16 protein-coding genes are annotated in these 18,181 nt (G+C 69.7%); 11 read left to right on the plus strand and 5 right to left on the minus strand.

Translation table 11 applies throughout. From position 1 onward, the window contains the following. Positions 1-55: 55 nt before the first annotated feature. Entirely contained in the window at positions 56-1,513 is a 1,458-nt protein-coding gene (locus ACYVF3_RS26105) for an MFS transporter (RefSeq protein ID WP_461156886.1), read from the minus strand. A 128-nt stretch (positions 1,514-1,641) separates the two neighbouring features. Between ACYVF3_RS26105 and ACYVF3_RS26110 the strand changes: the two genes are divergently transcribed. Next, positions 1,642-2,865 (plus strand): cytochrome P450, encoded by a 1,224-nt coding sequence (locus ACYVF3_RS26110; RefSeq protein ID WP_461156887.1) that lies wholly within the window; start codon positions 1,642-1,644, stop codon positions 2,863-2,865. A 35-nt stretch (positions 2,866-2,900) separates the two neighbouring features. Continuing rightward, complete coding sequence (locus tag ACYVF3_RS26115; RefSeq protein WP_461156888.1) at positions 2,901-3,095, plus strand: ferredoxin; 195 nt, start codon at positions 2,901-2,903, stop codon at positions 3,093-3,095. Between the two features lie 354 nt (positions 3,096-3,449). On the opposite strand, the gene ACYVF3_RS26120 is transcribed toward ACYVF3_RS26115, so the two are convergent. The 3 genes from ACYVF3_RS26120 to ACYVF3_RS26130 form a co-directional block, all read right to left on the minus strand. Continuing rightward, the gene (locus ACYVF3_RS26120; RefSeq protein WP_461156889.1) at positions 3,450-5,024 is read right to left on the minus strand and encodes a flavin-containing monooxygenase; all 1,575 of its coding nucleotides are present in this window, start codon (positions 5,022-5,024) and stop codon (positions 3,450-3,452) included. Between the two features lie 54 nt (positions 5,025-5,078). Further along, entirely contained in the window at positions 5,079-5,516 is a 438-nt protein-coding gene (locus ACYVF3_RS26125; RefSeq protein WP_461156890.1) for a MaoC family dehydratase, read from the minus strand. A 62-nt stretch (positions 5,517-5,578) separates the two neighbouring features. Continuing rightward, positions 5,579-6,757: an MFS transporter gene (locus tag ACYVF3_RS26130; RefSeq protein WP_461156891.1), complete on the minus strand. Its 1,179-nt coding sequence runs from the start codon at positions 6,755-6,757 to the stop codon at positions 5,579-5,581. Between the two features lie 64 nt (positions 6,758-6,821). Between ACYVF3_RS26130 and ACYVF3_RS26135 the strand changes: the two genes are divergently transcribed. After that, entirely contained in the window at positions 6,822-7,628 is an 807-nt protein-coding gene (locus tag ACYVF3_RS26135) for a maleylpyruvate isomerase family mycothiol-dependent enzyme (protein WP_461156892.1), read from the plus strand. Positions 7,629-7,638: 10 nt separating this feature from the next. Here ACYVF3_RS26135 and ACYVF3_RS26140 read toward each other — a convergent pair whose 3' ends face one another. Continuing rightward, positions 7,639-8,925, minus strand: coding sequence for an MFS transporter (locus ACYVF3_RS26140; RefSeq protein WP_461156893.1), 1,287 nt, complete (start codon positions 8,923-8,925; stop codon positions 7,639-7,641). A 264-nt stretch (positions 8,926-9,189) separates the two neighbouring features. Between ACYVF3_RS26140 and rhaI the strand changes: the two genes are divergently transcribed. From rhaI to ACYVF3_RS26180, 8 genes are all read left to right on the plus strand, one after another. After that, positions 9,190-10,356, plus strand: a complete 1,167-nt coding sequence (rhaI, locus tag ACYVF3_RS26145; protein WP_461156894.1) for an L-rhamnose isomerase — start codon at positions 9,190-9,192, stop codon at positions 10,354-10,356. A gap of 35 nt (positions 10,357-10,391) precedes the next feature. Continuing rightward, positions 10,392-12,434: a bifunctional aldolase/short-chain dehydrogenase gene (locus ACYVF3_RS26150; protein ID WP_461156895.1), complete on the plus strand. Its 2,043-nt coding sequence runs from the start codon at positions 10,392-10,394 to the stop codon at positions 12,432-12,434. Positions 12,435-12,445: 11 nt separating this feature from the next. Beyond that, the gene (locus ACYVF3_RS26155) at positions 12,446-13,897 is read left to right on the plus strand and encodes a rhamnulokinase (RefSeq protein WP_461156896.1); all 1,452 of its coding nucleotides are present in this window, start codon (positions 12,446-12,448) and stop codon (positions 13,895-13,897) included. 161 nt (positions 13,898-14,058) lie between these two features. Then, a complete protein-coding gene (locus ACYVF3_RS26160) occupies positions 14,059-14,487 on the plus strand; it encodes a phosphatase domain-containing protein (RefSeq protein ID WP_461156897.1) in 429 nt (142 codons plus the stop codon). A gap of 115 nt (positions 14,488-14,602) precedes the next feature. Continuing rightward, entirely contained in the window at positions 14,603-14,893 is a 291-nt protein-coding gene (locus ACYVF3_RS26165; protein WP_461156898.1) for a hypothetical protein, read from the plus strand. A gap of 105 nt (positions 14,894-14,998) precedes the next feature. Then, positions 14,999-16,549: an alkaline phosphatase D family protein gene (locus ACYVF3_RS26170; RefSeq protein WP_461156899.1), complete on the plus strand. Its 1,551-nt coding sequence runs from the start codon at positions 14,999-15,001 to the stop codon at positions 16,547-16,549. 186 nt (positions 16,550-16,735) lie between these two features. Further along, positions 16,736-17,224, plus strand: coding sequence for a SixA phosphatase family protein (locus ACYVF3_RS26175; RefSeq protein WP_461156900.1), 489 nt, complete (start codon positions 16,736-16,738; stop codon positions 17,222-17,224). Between the two features lie 31 nt (positions 17,225-17,255). Continuing rightward, a complete protein-coding gene (locus ACYVF3_RS26180; protein WP_461156901.1) occupies positions 17,256-18,059 on the plus strand; it encodes an acyl-CoA thioesterase domain-containing protein in 804 nt (267 codons plus the stop codon). The last annotated feature ends 122 nt before the right edge of the window (positions 18,060-18,181 follow it).

Consider the following 18,181-nt stretch of genomic DNA (forward strand, 5'->3'; position numbering starts at 1 on the left):
GCGCGGCCGGTCGAGCCGAGCTCCCCACCGATCCAACCACCGCCCGCAACCGGTTTCAGCGCGACGCCCGCGCGGCGACCAGCACGGCATCGACGGGCTCGTCCTTGGCGGGCAAGAACGCGGCGATGCTCAACGCCGCGACAGCGGCCAGGCAGCCGATGCCCATGATCACCTGGAAGCCGGTCTGCGAGGGCACGGTCGCCGAGCCGAAGTCGATGGTCAGCTGCGCCAGAACGGCACCGGCCACCGCGCTGGAGACCGACGTCCCGATCGAGCGCATCAGGGTGTTGAGGCTGTTGGCCGCGGCGGTCTCCGACACCGGGACGGCGGCCATGATCAGCGCGGGCATCGCACCGTAGGCCAGCCCGATGCCCGCACCGATGATGCTGGAGACGATGATCAGCTGCCACAGGCTGCCCATGAACACCACGCCGAGCCCGTAGCCGGCGGCGACGACCACGGCTCCGATCATCAGCGTCACCTTCGGACCCTTGGCCTTCGAGATGCGTGCCGAGACCGGGGACATCGCCATCATCACCAGACCGGACGGGGCCATCACGATGCCGACCGCGAGCATGGTCTGCCCCAGGCCGTAGCCGGTTCCGATGGGCAGCTGCAGGACCTGCGGGAAGACCAGCGACTGCGCGAACATGGCGAACCCGAACACCGCCGAGGCGATGTTGGTCAGCAGCACCTGCCTGCGGGTGATGGTGCGCAGGTCCACCAGCGGCGCGGTGATGCGCAGCTCCCACCAGGCCCACACGGCGAAGACCACGACGGCCGACGCGGCGAGCGCCAGCGTGGTCGAGCTGCCCCAGCCCCAGGCCGCGCCCTTGGACACGACCAGCAGCAGGCAGATCAATCCGGCGGACAGGCCCAGCGCGCCGAGCGGGTCGAACCGCCCGCCGGAGCGCACCGGCGATTCGGGCACGAAGGTCACCACGAGCACCACGGCCAGCGCGCCGAGCGCGGCCGAGCTCCAGAACAGCACGTGCCAGTCGGTGCGCTCGGCCAGGAACGCGGCGGCAGGCAGGCCGAGGGCACCGCCCACCCCGAGCGAGGCGCTCATCAGCGAGGTCGCCGAACCGAGCCGTTCGGCGGGCAGCTCATCGCGCATGATGCTGATGCCCAGCGCGATCACACCGGACGACAGGCCCTGCATGATGCGGCCGACGACGACCACCGGCAGCGATCCGCTGAGCCCGCAGACGACCGAGCCGAGGATGAGCATCGCGAGGCTGATCAGCAGCATCCGCCGCTTGCCGTACATGTCCCCGAGGCGTCCGACGACCGGCGTCGCGACCGCGCCCGCCAGCAGCGTGGCGGTGACCGCCCACGCGGTGTCGGCGGCGGAGGCGTGCAGCAGGCCGGGCAGCATCGGGACCAGCGGGATCACCGTGGTCTGGGTCATCGCGACCGAGATGCCGGCGAAGGCCAGCACCAGGACCACGAGGTTGGATCGTTCTGCCCCCGGAGCAGCGGGTTCGTCCGCCTTGGTGGGAGTTGCTCGCATGCTCGCCGGGACCTCTCGTTCTCGCACTGCCTCGGATGTCCCGAACACCCTAATTCAGTCAGTTGACTTAATCCAGTCGGCGGCGCTACTTTCGAATTGGCACGACCAAAATCACAAGGAAGGTCGGCATGACCAACACGCTGCACCCAGCCGAGAAGGCAGGCGTCCCCGACTACCCGATGACCCGCGCATCAGGCTGCCCCTTCGACCCGCCGCCGGAGCTCAGCGCCCTGCAGCGGGAAACACCGATCCACCGGGTGCGGCTCGCTGACGGCACGACGCCCTGGCTGGTGACCCGCTACGCCGACCAGCGCGCGGTGCTCGCCGACCCGCGCATCAGCTCCGACGCAGACAGGCCCGGCTACCCGCGCGGCGTGCCCGCCCAGCCCGGCGGTTCGAAGATCAGCTTCATCCTGATGGACGACCCGGAACACGCGCGGCTGCGTCGGATGGTGACCGCGCCCTTCACCGTCAAGCGCATCGAGGCGATGCGCCCGGCCGTGCAGAAGATCGTCGACGACCAGATCGACACCCTGCTCGCCGGGCCGAAACCGGTGGACCTAGTTGAGGCCTTCGCGCTCCCGGTGCCCTCGCTGGTCATCTGCGAGCTGCTCGGCGTGCCCTACGCCGACCACGACTTCTTCCAGGACAACAGCAAGGTCATCATCCGCCGCGACGCCACCCCGGAGGAACGCGGGGCGGCTATGAACAACCTCAACACCTACCTCGACGACCTGGTGGGCAAGAAGCTCGAGAACCCGGGCGAGGACCTGCTGTCCGGGCTCTGCGAGCGGATCAAGGCCGGCGAGCTGGAGCGCTCCGACGTTTCGCAGATGGGCGTGCTGCTGCTCATCGCAGGCCACGAGACCACCGCGAACATGATCGCTCTGGGAACGCTCGCGCTGCTGGAGCACCCGGAGCAGCTGGCCCTGCTGCGCGAGACCGAGGACCCCAAGGTCGTGGCGGGCGCGGTCGAGGAGATGCTGCGCTACCTGCACATCACGCACAACGGTCGCCGCCGCGTCGCCTTGGAGGACATCGAGGTCGGCGGTCAGCTGATCCAGGCGGGCGACGGCGTGATCATGCCCAACGACATCGGCAACAGGGACCCCGAGGTCTTCGACGACCCCGACCGGCTCGATCTCTCCCGGGACGCGCGCAAGCACGTCGCGTTCGGCTTCGGCGTGCACCAGTGCCTGGGTCAGCCGCTGGCCCGGATGGAGTTACAGGTCGTCTACAGCACGCTGTACAAGCGGATCCCGACGCTGCGCGCGGCGGTCGGGCTCGACGAGGTCCCGTTCAAGCACAACGGGTCCGTCTACGGCGTCTACGAACTCCCGGTCACCTGGTAATCCCGAAAAATCTCACCACGAAACGGAATCAGCTCATGAAGATCTCCATCGACCAGGACAGGTGCGTCGCCTCGGGCCAGTGCGTGATGGCCGCCGACGACGTCTTCGACCAGCGCGACGAGGACGGCATCGCCGTCCTGCTCACCGACTCCCCGGGTCCCGAGCTCGCCGACGACGTCCACCACGCCGCCGCGGTCTGCCCCGCTCTGGCGATCACCGTCGAGGACTGACCCGCACGAGGACCGCACTGCGGCATCTCCCGGTTTTAGGGGTCGTTGCAGAATCACCTTGCTTGGCGGTGCGGGTAGCGGAACCTCACACGCCGCCTGGACTCCGTGCGCCACTCCTGATGTATGCCAATACACGGCGTCGCGGCGTACTCGCCAGACGACGGGTGAGAAATCCCCGCAGGGGAAGGCCACAGCGGTGCCAGCTGAGTCCCACACCTGAAACAGCGGCTCCGCCGCATTCTGAAACGACCCCTTAGTCCAAACCGAGCCGACATTTCGGGCACGGAGGGTCCTCGGTTTGGACTAAAACTGGGAATTGCCTCCATCGGGTGAACCGGCGTCCGCGTGTCGGGCTCAGGTGAGGTGGAAGCCTTCGTAGTCGTTGGTGGCGGCTTGGTCGCAGAGGGAGGCGTAGTGGGCGAGGCCTCCTGCGTAGGGCATGAAGACTCGGGGCTTGCCCGGCACGTTGGCACCTAGGTACCAGGAGCTCTCCGCCTTCGGGAGGAGGGTGCGGTCGGCGGCTTCCTGGACCTCGCGACCCCAGTCCCGCTCGGCTTCCTCGGTCGCCTCGATGCGGTGGAATCCGTTCTGGCGCAGGTGTTCCAGGCACCGAGCGATCCAGTCGACGTGCTGCTCGATGGACGTGGGCATGTTCGTCAGCACCGACGGGCTCCCCGGCCCGGTGATGGTGAACAGGTTCGGGAACCCCGCCACCTGCAGGCCCAGGTAGCTGCGCGGGCCGTCCCGCCACTTCTCGGCGAGGGTGCCGCCCGGGCCGCGAACGTCGATGCCCAGCAGCGGGCCCGTCATGGCGTCGAACCCGGTCGCGAACACCAGCGCGTCCAGCAGGTGCTCGCCTCCGGTGGTGCGCAGGCCGCCGCGCGTCACCTCGACGATCGGCGTCTCCCGGAGGTCGACGAGCGTCACGTCCTCCCGGTTGTAGGTCTCGAAGTATCCGGTGTCGATGGGCGGGCGCTTGGCGGCGAAGGGGTGGTCGCGCGGCAGCAGACGTTCGGCGACCTCCGGGTCCCGCACGGTTTCCCGGATCTTCCCTCGGATGAACTCCGCGGCGGTGTCGTTGGCGTCCTGGCTGCTGAGCAGGTCGTTGAAGGCGGCGCGGAAGCGCAGGCCGCCCCGCTCCCACGCCGCTTCGTACACCTGCCGCCGCTCCTCCGCCGTGCAGTCCACGGCGTTGCGCGGAGAGATTTGGAACGGGTGCCCGTTGCTCGTTTCCCGCTGCAGCGCCCGGATCTCGTCGTACTCGGCGCGCACGCGGGCCTGGAACTCCTCGTCCAGCGGGGCGTTTCGAGCGGGCACGCTGAAGTTCGGGGTTCGCTGGAAGACCGTCAGGTGCGCGGCCTGCTCGGCGATGACCGGGATCGCCTGGATCCCGGTCGATCCCGTGCCGACGACACCGACCCTGCGGCCGGTGAAGTCCACGTCCTCGTGCGGCCAGCGGCCCGTGTGGTACCAGTCCCCGGCGAACGAGTCGAGCCCGGGCAGTTCCGGGACGTTCGCCGACGACAGGCAGCCCACGGCGCTGATCAGGAACCGCGCGCGCAGTCGCTCACCGGCCTCGGTGAACACCGTCCAGCCCTCGTCGAAGGTCGCCGAGACGACCGCGGTGCCCAGCCGGATGTCGCGGCGCAGGTCGAACCGGTCGGCGACGTGGTCGAGGTAGGCCAGGACCTCCGGTTGCGCCGGGTAGCGCTCGCTCCAGCGCCACTCCTGCTGCAGGTCGTCGTCGAAGGAGAACGAGTAGTAGAAGCTCTCGGAGTCGCACCGGGCGCCGGGATAGCGATTCCAGTACCAGGTTCCGCCGACTCCGTCGCCGGCTTCGAGGACCAGGGCGGACATGCCGAGTCCGCGCAGCCGGTGCAGTGCGCAGAGCCCCGAGAACCCGGCACCGATGACGATGGCATCCAGCATGCGGTCTCCTCATCTGCCTGCTGCGCAGGCGATTTCGGTGATCCGCCAGTGACGCTAACTCGTCGAACCCGGCATGGCCATGGTGTAGCAGACGGCCGTGCCCTCCAGCGCTGTGGTGCCGTCGTCCCGCGTGACGGTCGTGGTGATCTTGGTGATCGGCTTGTCGTCGCGGACCTCGTCGACGTGCACCCGCCCGGTGATGGTGTCGCCCGGTCGGACCGGGGCGGTGAAGTTCCAGTTGACGTTGAGGAAGACCGTTCCCGGGCCCGGCAGCTTCTCGGCCACGACGGCGTTGAGCACCGCGCTGGTCACCCCGCCCTGCACGACGATCTCGCCGAACTGCGAGGACTCCGCCGCCTCGGTGTCGTAGTGCAGCGGGTTGCGGTCGCCGCTGATCTGCGTGAACAACCGGATGTCGGTCGGTCCGATGGTGCGGGAGAGCTCGGCGGTGTCGCCGACCTCGGGTTTGCCGTTCGGCCACACGTCGCTCATCAACGCCTCCGTCGTGCTGCTGGACTCCCCCGTGATTACCAGTGCGGGCAGTCCGATTCCACTCACCGCGCCCGTCGCGCCCCGAGCCTGCTCATCGCGATCGCCCCGATGATCGGCCCCGGTGCCAGCAGCAGGAACGCGAAGCGCCAGCTCACGGCCGCGGCCAGCAGCGGGACCAGCTGGATGCTCACCACGGTCAACGCGAAGCCGATGGCGGTCTGCGCGGTGAGCGCGGTACCGATGAAGCGCGGGTCGGCGGCCTCGCTCAGCGACGTGGAGAACACCCCCGAGTCGGCGATCACCGACGCGCCCCACACCACGCAGAACACCACCAGCACGGCAGGCCCGGCGTCGAAGGCCAGCGGCGAGAGCACGCAGCACGCACCGCTGATCACCAGCGCGGCCACCGCAGCCGGGGAGCGTCCGAAGCGATCAGCACCCCATCCGCCGAGCAGGCAGCCAACAGCTCCGGCCACGCCGATGGTGACGAACACGGTGATGCCGGTGGAGGCGGGGAGTTCTCGGCCCGCGTCGCTGGCCAGCAGGAACGTCGGGATCCACGTCCACAGGGCGTAGAGCTCCCACATGTGCCCGAAGTAGCCGAGGTTGGCCAGGCGCGGCCCGCGTTCGGCGAACATGGCCAGCGCGTAGCGCGGGTTGTGCACGGCGGCCGACGCGGCCAGGTGCGGTCCCGGCCGGACCAGCACCACCGCCACCAGCGCGCCGAGCAGTCCCGTTCCGGCGGCGGCGACCAGCACCGCGCGCCACGGCAGCGAGCCGAGACCGCCGATGAGGTGCGGCAGGGTGGAGCCGATCGTCAGCGCCGCGATGAGCAGTCCCATCGCCAGCCCGCGCCCCTTGCTCGGCGCCCACGAGGCCATCAGCTTCATCCCGATCGGGTACACCCCGGCCAGGCACATCCCGGTCAGGAAGCGCAGCGGGATCGCGCTGGCCATACCGTCGACGACGCCGGCGAGCAGCAGCGTCCACCCGGCCGCCAGTGCGGCGCTGGCGGCCAGCAGCAGCTGCGGGCGGATCCGGTCGGCGAGGTTGAGCAGCGACGACCCGACAGCGCCCGCCACGAAGCCGATCTGGACCGACCCGGTCAGCCACACCGCCGCTGCGGCGCTGATCCCCCACTCCTGGCGGAGCGTGGGGACCACGGCTGACACCGAGAACCACACGGCGAGCCCGAACACCTGGACCACGGCGATCGCACCGCGCTGCACACCCGAACGCATGCACGGCAGTCTGCCCCACGACCGGTAGTTGACCTCAAGGCCGCCGGAGTGCTTGTGTCGTTTCGTGCTGGACAAGGAACGCATCGTCGAAGCCCTCGCGACCGAGTGGGACGCGCTGGAGAACCTGCTCACCGGGCTCACCGACGCCCAGTGGGAGGAGGACTCGCCGCTGCCGGGATGGCGGGTGCACGACGTCGTCGCCCACCTCGTGGGCACCGAGCTGATGCTCAGCGGTGAGCCGACGCCCGACACCGGCCAGGACGTCAGTTCCTTCCCGCACGTGCACAACGCGATCGGCGCGCGCAACGAGCACTACGTGCGGCACTTCCGCGCTCAGTCGCACGAGGCCTTGCTGGCTCGCTTCCGGGACGTCACCGCCGCCCGGCTGGCGTCGTTGCGCGCGATGCCGGACGAGGAGTTCCACGCTCCCGCCACGACCCCGGCGGGCGAGGCCACCTACGCGCGCTTCATGCGGATCCGGGTGTTCGACTGCTGGATGCACGAGCAGGACATCCGCGACACCGTCGGCCTGCCCGGTGGTGAGGGCGGTGTGTGCGCGGAGCTGTCGGTCGACGAGATCACCACCGCGCTGGGCTTCGTGGTCGGCAAGCGCGGCGGTGCACCGGACGGGTCGGCGATCACTTTCGAGCTCAACGGATTCCGCACCATCCACGTGGTGGTGGACGGGCGGGCGAAGGTCGTCGACGAGCTGCCGGGCGAACCGACGGTGCGGATCGCGCTGCCGCTGGGCGTGTTCACCAGGCTCTGCGGCGGCCGGGTCGACCCGGCGACGGTGCGCGGCGCGATGTCCTACGACGGCGACGCCGCGCTGGGCGAGCAGATCTCCGGAAACCTCGCCTTCACCATCTGACCCGAACGCGTCACCTCGTCAGTCCCTGGTCCCGCTCGATCTCCTCCAGCGTCAGCCCTTCGGTCTTGGGTCCCCAGACCACCCCGATCACGCCGCTGATCACGATGAACGCCGTCAGGATGCAGGCCAGGACCTGGAAGCCGGTGGCGGTGATGATCGGGACGAAGAAGCTCCAGAATCCGAGCCCGATGCGCACGACGGCGAACATCAGGCCCTGAGCGGTGCTGCGGAGCTTGGTCGGGAACAGCTCACCGGACCAGATCTGGAAGAAGTGCTGCGCCCCGAACCCACCGCCGACGCCGATGGCCACGATGTAGCCCAGCGCGGACCCGAAGTTCAGCGGCAGCACCGCGAGCAGCAGCATCCCGCCCGCCTGGATCACCGTGGACAGCGCGAGCATCAGGCGCCGGTTGAACCGGTCGTTGAACGGCATGAACACCAGCACCGTGAACACCGCGACCAGCAAGAAGTACAGGCACTGCAGCCCGACGCCGGCGGCATCGCTCTGGCTGCCGAAGGCCTTGAGCAGGTACGGGGTGTAGAAGCCGTTGGTGCCCGCGAAGAGGTTCCAGATCCCGTACATGCCGACGAGCATCAGCGACAGCTTGAGGTCCTTGCCGGTCAGCAGCGGGCGAAGCGCGGCGCTCCACTTCACCGGCGCGGTGTCGGTGTTCTCCCGCTCCCAGCGCTCGGATTCGCCGATGCCGTGCCGCATCCACCAGGTGATCAGCGCGGCGACGAACAGGCTCGCGAACAGCAACCGCATGCCGAGCATCCCGAGCGGCTGCAGCAGGAGTCCCAGCGCCAGCGTCACGATCGGGCCGAGCGACCACAGGACCTGCGACAGGCCGCCGAGCTTGCCGCGCTTGCGGGCCGGGGAGAACTCGGTGATCAGGCTCCACGACGCCGGGATGTCGGCGCCGACCGCGAGCCCGACGAGGATGTAGCCGACGAACAGCATCCAGGTGTCGACGGCGAAGATCAGCCACAGCGTGCCGAACATGTACAGCAGCAGGTCGTAGGCGTAGATCTTCTTGCGCCCGTAGCGGTCGCAGATGTAACCACCGATCAGCGCGCCCACTCCGGCTGAGATGGCGTTGGAGCTCAGCGCGCCCAGCAGTCCGACGGTGCTGTCGGTGAGGCCGTAGGCCGAGACCCACGCGCTCAGCGCGACCGAGCCGGCGACGATGGATCCCGCGTCGATGTAGCCGGCCATCGCCGCTACGAACGTCCACTTCCAGTGCTGTCCCGACGAGGCGTGCTCGCTCTGCGGAACTCCTGCGGCGGATGAAGTCATCGTCGTCCTTCATGCGGCTCGTCGAGTTCGGACGTCGCCGCACTGGAATCGCGCACGGCGCTTGAAACGTTTTATGATGCGAGCACATTAGAGAACGACCATCAGACCGTCAATCGGCTGAACGGTCCAGCGAATCTCCCGAAAACTCGGATCGATCATTGACCGTCACTTGGTCGTCGGCCTACCGTTCAGAGGCTTTTAAACGTTTCATGCACCTTGGTCGCCACGGCGCCACGGACCCTGCGACGCGCACTGGAGCCCACGATGCCCGACCGCAACACCGTCAAGGCGGCGCTGACCGAGCAGCGGATCGAAACCCCTTCGTGGGCCTACGGGAACTCAGGTACGCGCTTCAAGACCTTCTCGCAGGAGGGAATTCCGCGCGATCCGTTCGAGAAGCTCGACGACGCCGCGCAGGTGCACAGGTTCACCGGAGCCGCCCCGAGCGTCGCCCTGCACATCCCCTGGGACCGGGTCGACGACTACGGCGCGCTGGGTGAGCACGCCCGGTCGCTCGGGCTGCGGCTCGGCGCGATCAACCCCAACACGTTCCAGGAGGAGGAGTACAAGCTCGGCAGCGTCTGCAACCCCGATCCGGCGGTGCGCGCCAAAGCGCTGGGGCACCTGCTGGAATGCGTCGACATCATGGACACCACCGGCTCCGACGCGCTGAGCCTGTGGTTCGCCGACGGCCTCAACTACCCCGGCCAGGACTCCCTCGCCGAGCGCCAGCAGCGCCTGTCGGAGGCGTTGCGCGCCACCTACGACCGGCTCGGCGAGCACCAGCGGATGCTGCTGGAGTACAAGTTCTTCGAACCCGCCTTCTACGCCACCGACGTCCCGGACTGGGGCACCTCCTACGCCCACTGCGCGGACCTCGGCGAGCGGGCGCAGGTCCTGGTCGACACGGGGCATCACGCGCCAGGGACCAACATCGAGTTCATCGTGGCGTTCCTGCTCGGGCGCGGGCGGCTGGGCGGATTCCACTTCAACAGCCGCTTCTACGCCGACGACGACCTGATGGTCGGTGCCGCCGACCCGTTCCAGCTGTTCCGGATCATGCACGAGATCGTGCGGGCCGGAGCGTTGCAGAGCTCGGCGAACGTGGCGTTCATGCTCGACCAGAGCCACAACCTGGAGCCGAAGGTCCCGGCCCTGATCCGCTCGGTCCTCAACGTCCAGGAGGCCACGGCGAAGGCTCTGCTGGTGGACGGCGACGCCCTCGCCCGGGCGCAACGCGACGGTGATGTCCTGGGCGCCAACGCGGTCCTCATGGACGCCTACAACACCGATGTCCGGCCGCTGCTGGCCGAGCTCCGCGAGGACGCGGGCATCGATCCCGACCCCATCGCCGCCTACCAGCGCTCCGGCTACGCCGAGAAGATCATCGCCGAGCGCCGGGGCGGAACCCCCGCGGGTTGGGGCGCCTGACCCGCTGACACCCCCGGGAGCACGAGAGGTTCACCATGAGTTCGACGCATCCCGAAGTGGCTGCGCTGCTGGCGCGCTCGCACGAGCTGGGCGCGGATCCCCGCAACACCAACTACGCCGGCGGCAACGCTTCGGCCAAGGGCGAGCAGACCGATCCGGTGACCGGCGGACCCGTGCCGCTGATGTGGGTCAAGGGGTCCGGCGGCGATCTCGGGACTCTGACCGAAGCGGGTTTGGCGGTGCTGCGGCTGGACCGGCTGCGCGCGCTGGTCGAGGTCTACCCCGGCGTGGACCGGGAGGACGAGATGGTCGGCGCCTTCGACTACTGCCTGCACGGCAAGGGCGGCGCGGCACCGTCCATCGACACCGCGATGCACGGCCTGGTCGAGGCCGACCACCTCGATCACTTGCACCCCGATGCCGGGATCGCGCTGGCCACCGCCGCCGATGGCGAGGCCCTGACCGAGCAGTGCTTCGGCGACCAGGTCGCGTGGGTTCCGTGGCGGCGTCCCGGTTTCCAGCTGGGCCTGGACATCGCCGCGATCAAGGAGGCGAACCCGCAGGCCATCGGCGTGGTCCTGGGCGGGCACGGGATCACCGCCTGGGGCTCCACCGGCGAGGAGTGCAGGCGCAACTCGCTGCACATCATCCGCACCGCCGAGCGGTTCATCGAGGAACGCGGCGACGCCGAGTCGTTCGGACCGGTGATCGAGGGCTTCGAGCCGCTGCCCGAACGACAGCGCAGGGCCCGCGCGGCCGAGCTGGCGCCGGTGGTCCGGGGGCTCGCGTCGACGGACCGCCCGCAGGTCGGGCACTTCGACGACGCGCCGGAGGTGCTGGAGTTCCTCGCACGCGAGAACCACCCGCGCCTGGCGGCCCTGGGGACCTCGTGCCCGGACCACTTCCTGCGCACCAAGGTCCGCCCGCTGCTGCTCGATCTGAAGCCCGACGCCGACTTCGACGAGGTGGTGGCGCGTCTCGGGGAGCTCCACGAGACCTACCGGGAGGACTACCGGGCCTACTACGACCGCTTCGCCGAACCCGACTCCCCCGCGATGCGCGGCGCGGACCCGGCGATCGTGCTGGTGCCGGGCATCGGCATGTTCTCCTTCGGCAAGGACGCGCAGACCGCTCGGGTGGCGGCCGAGTTCTACCGCAACGCGATCAACGTGATGCGCGGGGCCGAAGCGCTCTCCACCTACCAGCCGATCGACGAGTCCGAGAAGTTCCGCATCGAGTACTGGGCGCTGGAGGAGGCCAAGCTCGCCCGGATGCCTCGACCCAAGCCGCTGGCGACCCGCGTCGCGCTGGTCACCGGAGCCGCTTCCGGGATCGGGAGGGCCACCGCGCAGCGGCTTTCCGCCGAGGGCGCGTCCGTGGTGCTGGCCGATCTCGACCTCGGCAACGCCCAGGTGCTGGCCGACGAGCTCGGTGGGCCGGACCGGGCCGTGGCGGTGCGGGTCGACGTCACCGAGGAGGAGCAGATCGCCGACGCGTTCCGCGCTGCCGCACTGGCATTCGGCGGTGTCGACCTGGTGGTCAACAACGCCGGGCTGTCGGTCTCGAAGCCGCTGCTGGACACGACGGTCGCCGACTGGGACCTCCAGCACGACGTGATGGCGCGCGGCTCGTTCCTGGTCTCGCGGGAGGCGGCGCGGCTGATGGTGGCGCAGCGGATGGGTGGTGACGTCGTCTACATCGCCAGCAAGAACTCGGTGTTCGCGGGCCCGAACAACGTCGCCTACGGCGCGACGAAGGCCGACCAGGCGCACCAGGTCCGGCTGCTGGCGGCCGAGCTGGGCGAGCACGGGATCCGCGTCAACGGCGTCAATCCCGACGGCGTGGTCCGCGGGTCGGGCATCTTCGCCGGCGGCTGGGGCGCGCAGCGGGCGGAGGTCTACGGCGTCGCCGAGGAGGACCTGGGCGAGTTCTATGCCCAGCGCACCCTCCTCAAGCGCGAGGTGTTGCCGGAGCACGTCGCAGCGGCGGTGTTCGCGCTGGTGGGCGGGGATCTCACGCACACCACGGGAGCGCACGTGCCGGTCGACGCCGGTGTTCCCGCGGCGTTCCTGCGCTGAGGGGGTGCCGGATGACGACGGAGGCTCCGACCTTCGCAGCGGTGGATCTGGGCGCCTCCAGCGGCCGAGTGGTCGTCGGCCGGATCTCCGGCGGACTGCTGGAGACCACCGAGGTCCACCGCTTCCCCAACGGCCCGGCCACGCGACCGGACGGTGTGCACTGGGACGCCGCGGGACTGTTCCGGAACATCCTCGCCGGCCTCCGCGAGGCCGGTGCGCCAGTGTCGGTCGGCGTCGATTCCTGGGCGGTCGACTACGGTTTGATCGACGACTCCGGAGAACTGCTGGGAGAGCCCTTCCACTACCGGGATTCGCGCACCGACGCAGTCGCTCGGTCCTTCGTGGACTCGTTCGGCTCAACGGATCTGTTCGCGCGCAACGGGTTGCAGTTCCTCCCGTTCAACACGATCTTCCAGCTCGTCGCGGAGAGCGGCGCGTCCCTGGAAGCCGCCGACAAGCTGTTGCTGATGCCGGACCTGATCGGGTACTGGTTGACCGGCGAGGTCGGAGCAGAACTGACCAACGCCTCCACGACCGGCCTGCTGGACGCTCGCAGCCACCGGTGGTCGCCCGAGCTGGCACGGGCCGCCGGCATCGACTTCTCAGCGCTTCCCGCATTGCGCAACCCCGGCGACACCGTGGGTTCGCTGCGACCGGCGATCGCCGAGGAGACGGGTCTGAGGGATACCTCGGTGATCGCCGTCGGCTCGCACGACACCGCTTCCGCCGTGGTCGGGATTCCGGCGCAGCGAACCGACTTCGCCTACGTGTGCACCGGAACGTGGTCGCTGGCGGGCTTGGAACTACCCGGCCCCGTGCTCACCGATCGAGCCCGCCGTGCCCACTTCACCAACGAGCTGGGCGTCGACGGAACAGTCCGCTTCCTGCGCAACATCATGGGCCTCTGGCTGCTCCAGGAGAGCCTCCGCACCTGGGGCCTCACCTCCGAGGACCTGCCGGTCCTGCTGGCGGAGGCGTCCGGGGCCGAACCGCTGACGGCGGTCGTCGACGCCGAGGACCACCGCTTCCTCGCACCCGGCGACCTGCCCGCGCGCATCGCCCAGGCCTGCCGCGACACCGACCAACCGGCGCCGAGGACCCGCGGCGCGATGGTCCGCTGCATCCTCGAAAGCCTCGCCCTGGCACACCGCCGTGCCATCCGCGAAGCGGCGGAGCTCTCGGGCCGCAACGTCGAGGTCGTCCATCTGGTGGGTGGCGGCGCCCGCAACGAACTCCTCTGCCAGCTCACGGCCGACGCCCTGAACGTCCCGGTCATCGCAGGCCCGGTCGAGGCCGCCGCGACCGGGAACCTCCTCATCCAAGCCAGAGCCGCGGGCCAGGTCGCAGACCTCACCGAGATCCGCCACCTCACAGCCCGCTCCCACCCCCTCCGCCACTACACCCCGAGCACGAGCACCACCCCCTGGAACCACGCCGAATCCCACCTCCACCCCACCCCTTGACCCCACGACTTCGGCGGTGCGCCGTGATGCCGAGATCCTCACCTGGGGGCAGTTTTGGTCCGAATTGACCGGGCAAAACGGACTTCGATCATGGACGGTTCGAACCAAAACCGCCCCCACGGCACCCCGCACCCGTCCGTCACCCTGGGTAGAACTGCCGGATGGCTGCTTGGGAGGTCGGGGCTCCGGGGGTGATGGTTCTGCCGTCGGGGCGATTGGTGCGGGGGCGGGGTCTGCGCGGGCCGCTGCCGGAGGGGCCGCTGCCGGATTTCGCGGTGCACCTGCTCGGACGCCGGCCCGGCCGGGTCGAGTGGGATTCGCGCTGGGTGCGCTGGCCGGACTTCCTGCTCCCCCGCGACCGCGCCGATGCCGCCGACGCGTTCCGCGAGGCGTGGCGACGGGCGGGCGACGAGCGCGTCGAGCTGGCGTGCGGCGGCGGTCGGGGCCGCACCGGCACCGCTCTCGCCTGCCTCGCCGTCATCGACGGCGTACCGCCCGGTGAAGCCGTCGCCTACGTCCGCGCCCACTACCACCCCCGGGCGGTCGAAACACCGTGGCAGCACCGGTACGTGCGCGATTTTCCCAGCTGACGCCGGGACTTTCAGCAGGTCCGCACCGGCCGGGTGAGGACGAGACTGCCCCTGTTGGCGCGGGGTGCGGTGTCCGGCGCTCCGCAGGAGATACCAGGGGGCGAGAACCATGCGAATGCTCATCAGGATCAAGCCGGGCCTGGAAGCCGCGAACAAGGCGGTCAAGGACGGGTCCATGCAGAAGGCGCTCCAGCAAGCGCACGAGCAGCTCAAGCCCGAAGCCTCGTACTTCCTGCCGGAGAACGGGCAGCGGACCGCCTACTTCTTCTGCGACCTCGCCGACGAGTCCGAGATCGTGGCCTCGCTCGACCCGTTCTTCTCCAACCTGGAGGCGAAGGTCGAGGTCTACCCGGCGATGAACTTCAACGACCTGCTCGCGGGCTTCGACCAGCTCAACCAAGGCTGACCTGCCGCAAGAGTCCGTTCGGATGCCGTCTCCGGTTCGCCGAGGCGTCATCTGCGCTCCATAGTGTCGGTCCGGTTTTCCCGAACCGACGCGAAAAGGTGGAGCATGAACGAGAACTCCTACCGCCCTACCCGGCGCCAGGTGCTGCTGGCAGGTTCTGCCGCCCTCGGCGCGGCGGCCTTGGGCACGTCCGGTCACGCCTACGCCGGCACCAACCGGATCCGCGAGCCCTTCCAGCTCGGCATCGCCTCCGGCGACCCGCTGCCGGACGGCGTCGTGCTGTGGACTCGATTAGCCCCTGAGCCGCTGACCGAGGACGGCTTCGGCGGCATGCCCGACCAGATCGTGCCGGTGCAGTGGCAGGTCGCCACCGACGAGCGCTTCTCCGACGTCGTCGCCGAAGGCACCGAGCAGGCCGTGCGCGCCTCGGCCCACTCGGTGCACGCCGAGGTCGCGGGGTTGCGCTCCGGCGCGGAGTACTTCTACCGGTTCCGCGCGGGCGACCAGCTCAGCCCGGTCGGCCGCACCAAGACCGCCCCGGCACCCGGCGCGAAGCTGGACAAGTTCACCTTCGCCTTCGCCAGCTGCCAGAACTACCCGGCCGGTCACTACACGGCCTACCAGCACATGGCCGAAGAAGACCTGGACCTGGTCGCGTTCCTCGGCGACTACATCTACGAGGGCGGCGATCCCGGTGCGATCGGGCGTCCGCACGTGCCCGCGCACGAGATCACCGATCTCGCCGACTACCGGACCCGGCTCGGCCAGTACAAGTCCGACGAGTTCCTGCAGGCCGCGCACGCCGCGTTCCCGTGGGCCGTCGTCTTCGACGACCACGAGGTGGAGAACAACTGGGCCGGTGACCTCTCGCAACCCGACGCGGAGCCCGACCAGGACCCGGCGGTGTTCCGCCAGCGCCGCGCGCAGGCGTTCCAGGCCTACTACGAGCACATGCCGCTGCGCCGCGCGCAGCGCCCGAGCGGCCCGGACATCCGCATCCACCGCCGCTTGACCTTCGGCGACCTCCTCGACGTGCACCTGCTCGACACCCGCCAGTACCGCGACGACCAGGAGGTACCGCCGGAGCAGGTCGACGACCCGGAGCGCACCATCCTCGGCGCCGAACAGCGGAAGTGGTTGCTGGACAACCTCGCAGGCCGGACCGCTCGCTGGAACGTCCTGGCGCAGCAGGTCTTCTTCAGCCAGCGCGACTTCACCTCGGGCGACGCGGACTCGTTCAGCGACGACGCGTGGGACAACTACCCGGCGGAGCGGAACCTGGTGCGCGACCGTTTGGCCGGGGTCTCGAACCCGGTGGTCATCACCGGCGACGTGCACGCCAACTACGCGGCGGACATCAAGGCCGACTTCGATCGGCCCGATTCGGCCACGGTCGGCGTAGAACTGGTGGGCACCTCGATCGCCTCGGGCGGCAACGGTTCCGACCAGAACCCGGGCGACGCGGTGCAGCTGGAGGAGAACCCGCACATCAAGTTCGTCAACCGGCAGCGCGGCTACGTCCGCAACACCATCACCCACGACGCGTGGAAGGCCGACTTCCGCGTCGTCGACCAGGTCACCACTCCCGGCGCGGCGATCTCCGACCGCGCCACCTTCACCATCCGGGCCGGTCGGCCGGGCCTCGTCGAAGGCTGACGACCGCGGTGCCCCGGCCGCTCGCCGGGGCACCGCGGGACGGTCCACAGTAGAGTCGTCGAACGCGCGGCCAACGCGCGGTGAAGACCCGCTACCTGCGCACATCGGTCGCTTTTCCACGGGGCGGAAGCACGTGCGCGTTGGGTACTGTGGTGCCGATTCAACGGCGAGCTCGTAGGACGTGACATGACGAACGCGCGGCGGAAGCTGATCCTGGTCCGGCACGCGAAGTCGGCGCACCCGGACGGTGTCGAGGACTTCGACCGGCCGCTGGCCGAGCGCGGGCGGCGCGACGCCCCGGCCGTGGGCCGCTGGCTGCGGGACAACGCCTACGCGATCGAGGTCGTGCGCTGCTCACCCGCCGTGCGCACCCGCGAGACCTGGCAGCTGGCAGGCGCCAACATCCCGGCAGGCCCGCAGGTGAGCTTCGACGAGCGCGTCTACGACGCCACCGCCCACGAGCTGCTCTCCCTCGTGCGCGAACTGCCGGTGACGGCCATGACGGCCGCGATCGTCGGGCACAACCCCGGCCTGGAGGACCTCGTCCACCTGCTGACCGGCGAATCCGTGGAGCTCAAGACCTCGGCGGTGGCGCTGCTCAGCAGCGAGCGGGCCTGGGCGGACGCGGCGGAGTCCTGGACCTGCGCGTCCACCTTCGCCAAGCCGCGCGGCTGAGCTCGACCGTCCGGCGTTCTAGACTCCGCGCATGGTCGATATCCCCGGTGAGCCGTTCTTCCACCCCGACGGGAACCTGCTGGTCCCGGCCAAGCACGCGAGCAGTCCCTGGTCACCGCAGATGATGCACGGGCGGCTGTTCGGCGGCCTGCTGGCCAGGTCGCTGGAGATCGAGCACGGCGCGGAGGACTTCCAGTTCGCCCGGCTGACCGTGGACCTGTTCCGCAGCGCCCAGCTCGACCCGGTCCGCGTGGAGACCCAGCGCGTTCGCGACGGGCGGCGCATCCGGGTCGCCGATGCCACGGTCTACGCCGGGGACAAGGCCGTCGCCCGCGCCAGCGCCGTCCTGCTCCGCACGGGCGAGCAGCCCGAGGGCGAGGTCCCCGCGACCCCGCCGTGGTCGATGCCGCCGGTCACCGAGCTCGGACCGCCGCCGGTCTCCGCAGGTCAGTGGGAACCGCCGTTCGACATCTGGATGCTCGACTCCTCCGGGGCCCCGACCGACTGGTCCCAGGCGGGAGCCCGCCGCGCCTGGGTGCGCGACACCCACGAGCTGGTCGCGGGCGAACCCATGACGCCTTTCGTCCGGACGGCGACCGCGGCCGACTTCGCGAGCCCTCTGGCCAACATGCCGGAAGGTGGAGCTCTGGGCTTCATCAACGCCGATTACACCCTCACGCTCAGCCGGATGCCCTCCACGCCGGAGATCGGCATGGAGGCCACCGGCCACCTCAGCCACACGGGCGTGGCGACGGGATCCACGACGTTCCACGACCCCGAGGGGCCGTTCGGCTACTGCACGGTGACCGCGGTGGCGACCCCGCCGATGGCCTGACCCTCGGGGGGAAGTTTTCATGAAAACTTCCCCACCCACGAGAGAGACCTTTCCATGGGAACCTCCCCACCCACGAAGGGAAGTTTTCATGAAAACTTCCCCGGTGAGGGCGAGCGCCCCTC

It is taken from the genome of Saccharopolyspora tripterygii, from assembly GCF_054778355.1.

Excerpts from the sequence above, each read along its gene's own strand:
- ACYVF3_RS26140 (WP_461156893.1), bottom strand. The coding sequence starts at position 8,925 with ATGACTTCATCCGCCGCAGGAGTTCCGCAGAGCGAGCACGCCTCGTCG.
- ACYVF3_RS26130 (WP_461156891.1), bottom strand. The coding sequence starts at position 6,757 with ATGCGTTCGGGTGTGCAGCGCGGTGCGATCGCCGTGGTCCAGGTGTTC.
- ACYVF3_RS26175 (WP_461156900.1), top strand. The coding sequence starts at position 16,736 with ATGACGAACGCGCGGCGGAAGCTGATCCTGGTCCGGCACGCGAAGTCG.
- ACYVF3_RS26180 (WP_461156901.1), top strand. The coding sequence starts at position 17,256 with ATGGTCGATATCCCCGGTGAGCCGTTCTTCCACCCCGACGGGAACCTG.
- ACYVF3_RS26105 (WP_461156886.1), bottom strand. The coding sequence starts at position 1,513 with ATGCGAGCAACTCCCACCAAGGCGGACGAACCCGCTGCTCCGGGGGCA.
- rhaI (WP_461156894.1), top strand. The coding sequence starts at position 9,190 with ATGCCCGACCGCAACACCGTCAAGGCGGCGCTGACCGAGCAGCGGATC.
- ACYVF3_RS26160 (WP_461156897.1), top strand. The coding sequence starts at position 14,059 with ATGGCTGCTTGGGAGGTCGGGGCTCCGGGGGTGATGGTTCTGCCGTCG.
- ACYVF3_RS26110 (WP_461156887.1), top strand. The coding sequence starts at position 1,642 with ATGACCAACACGCTGCACCCAGCCGAGAAGGCAGGCGTCCCCGACTAC.
- ACYVF3_RS26120 (WP_461156889.1), bottom strand. The coding sequence starts at position 5,024 with ATGCTGGATGCCATCGTCATCGGTGCCGGGTTCTCGGGGCTCTGCGCA.
- ACYVF3_RS26125 (WP_461156890.1), bottom strand. The coding sequence starts at position 5,516 with ATGAGCGACGTGTGGCCGAACGGCAAACCCGAGGTCGGCGACACCGCC.
- ACYVF3_RS26170 (WP_461156899.1), top strand. The coding sequence starts at position 14,999 with ATGAACGAGAACTCCTACCGCCCTACCCGGCGCCAGGTGCTGCTGGCA.
- ACYVF3_RS26155 (WP_461156896.1), top strand. The coding sequence starts at position 12,446 with ATGACGACGGAGGCTCCGACCTTCGCAGCGGTGGATCTGGGCGCCTCC.
- ACYVF3_RS26165 (WP_461156898.1), top strand. The coding sequence starts at position 14,603 with ATGCTCATCAGGATCAAGCCGGGCCTGGAAGCCGCGAACAAGGCGGTC.
- ACYVF3_RS26115 (WP_461156888.1), top strand. The coding sequence starts at position 2,901 with ATGAAGATCTCCATCGACCAGGACAGGTGCGTCGCCTCGGGCCAGTGC.
- ACYVF3_RS26150 (WP_461156895.1), top strand. The coding sequence starts at position 10,392 with ATGAGTTCGACGCATCCCGAAGTGGCTGCGCTGCTGGCGCGCTCGCAC.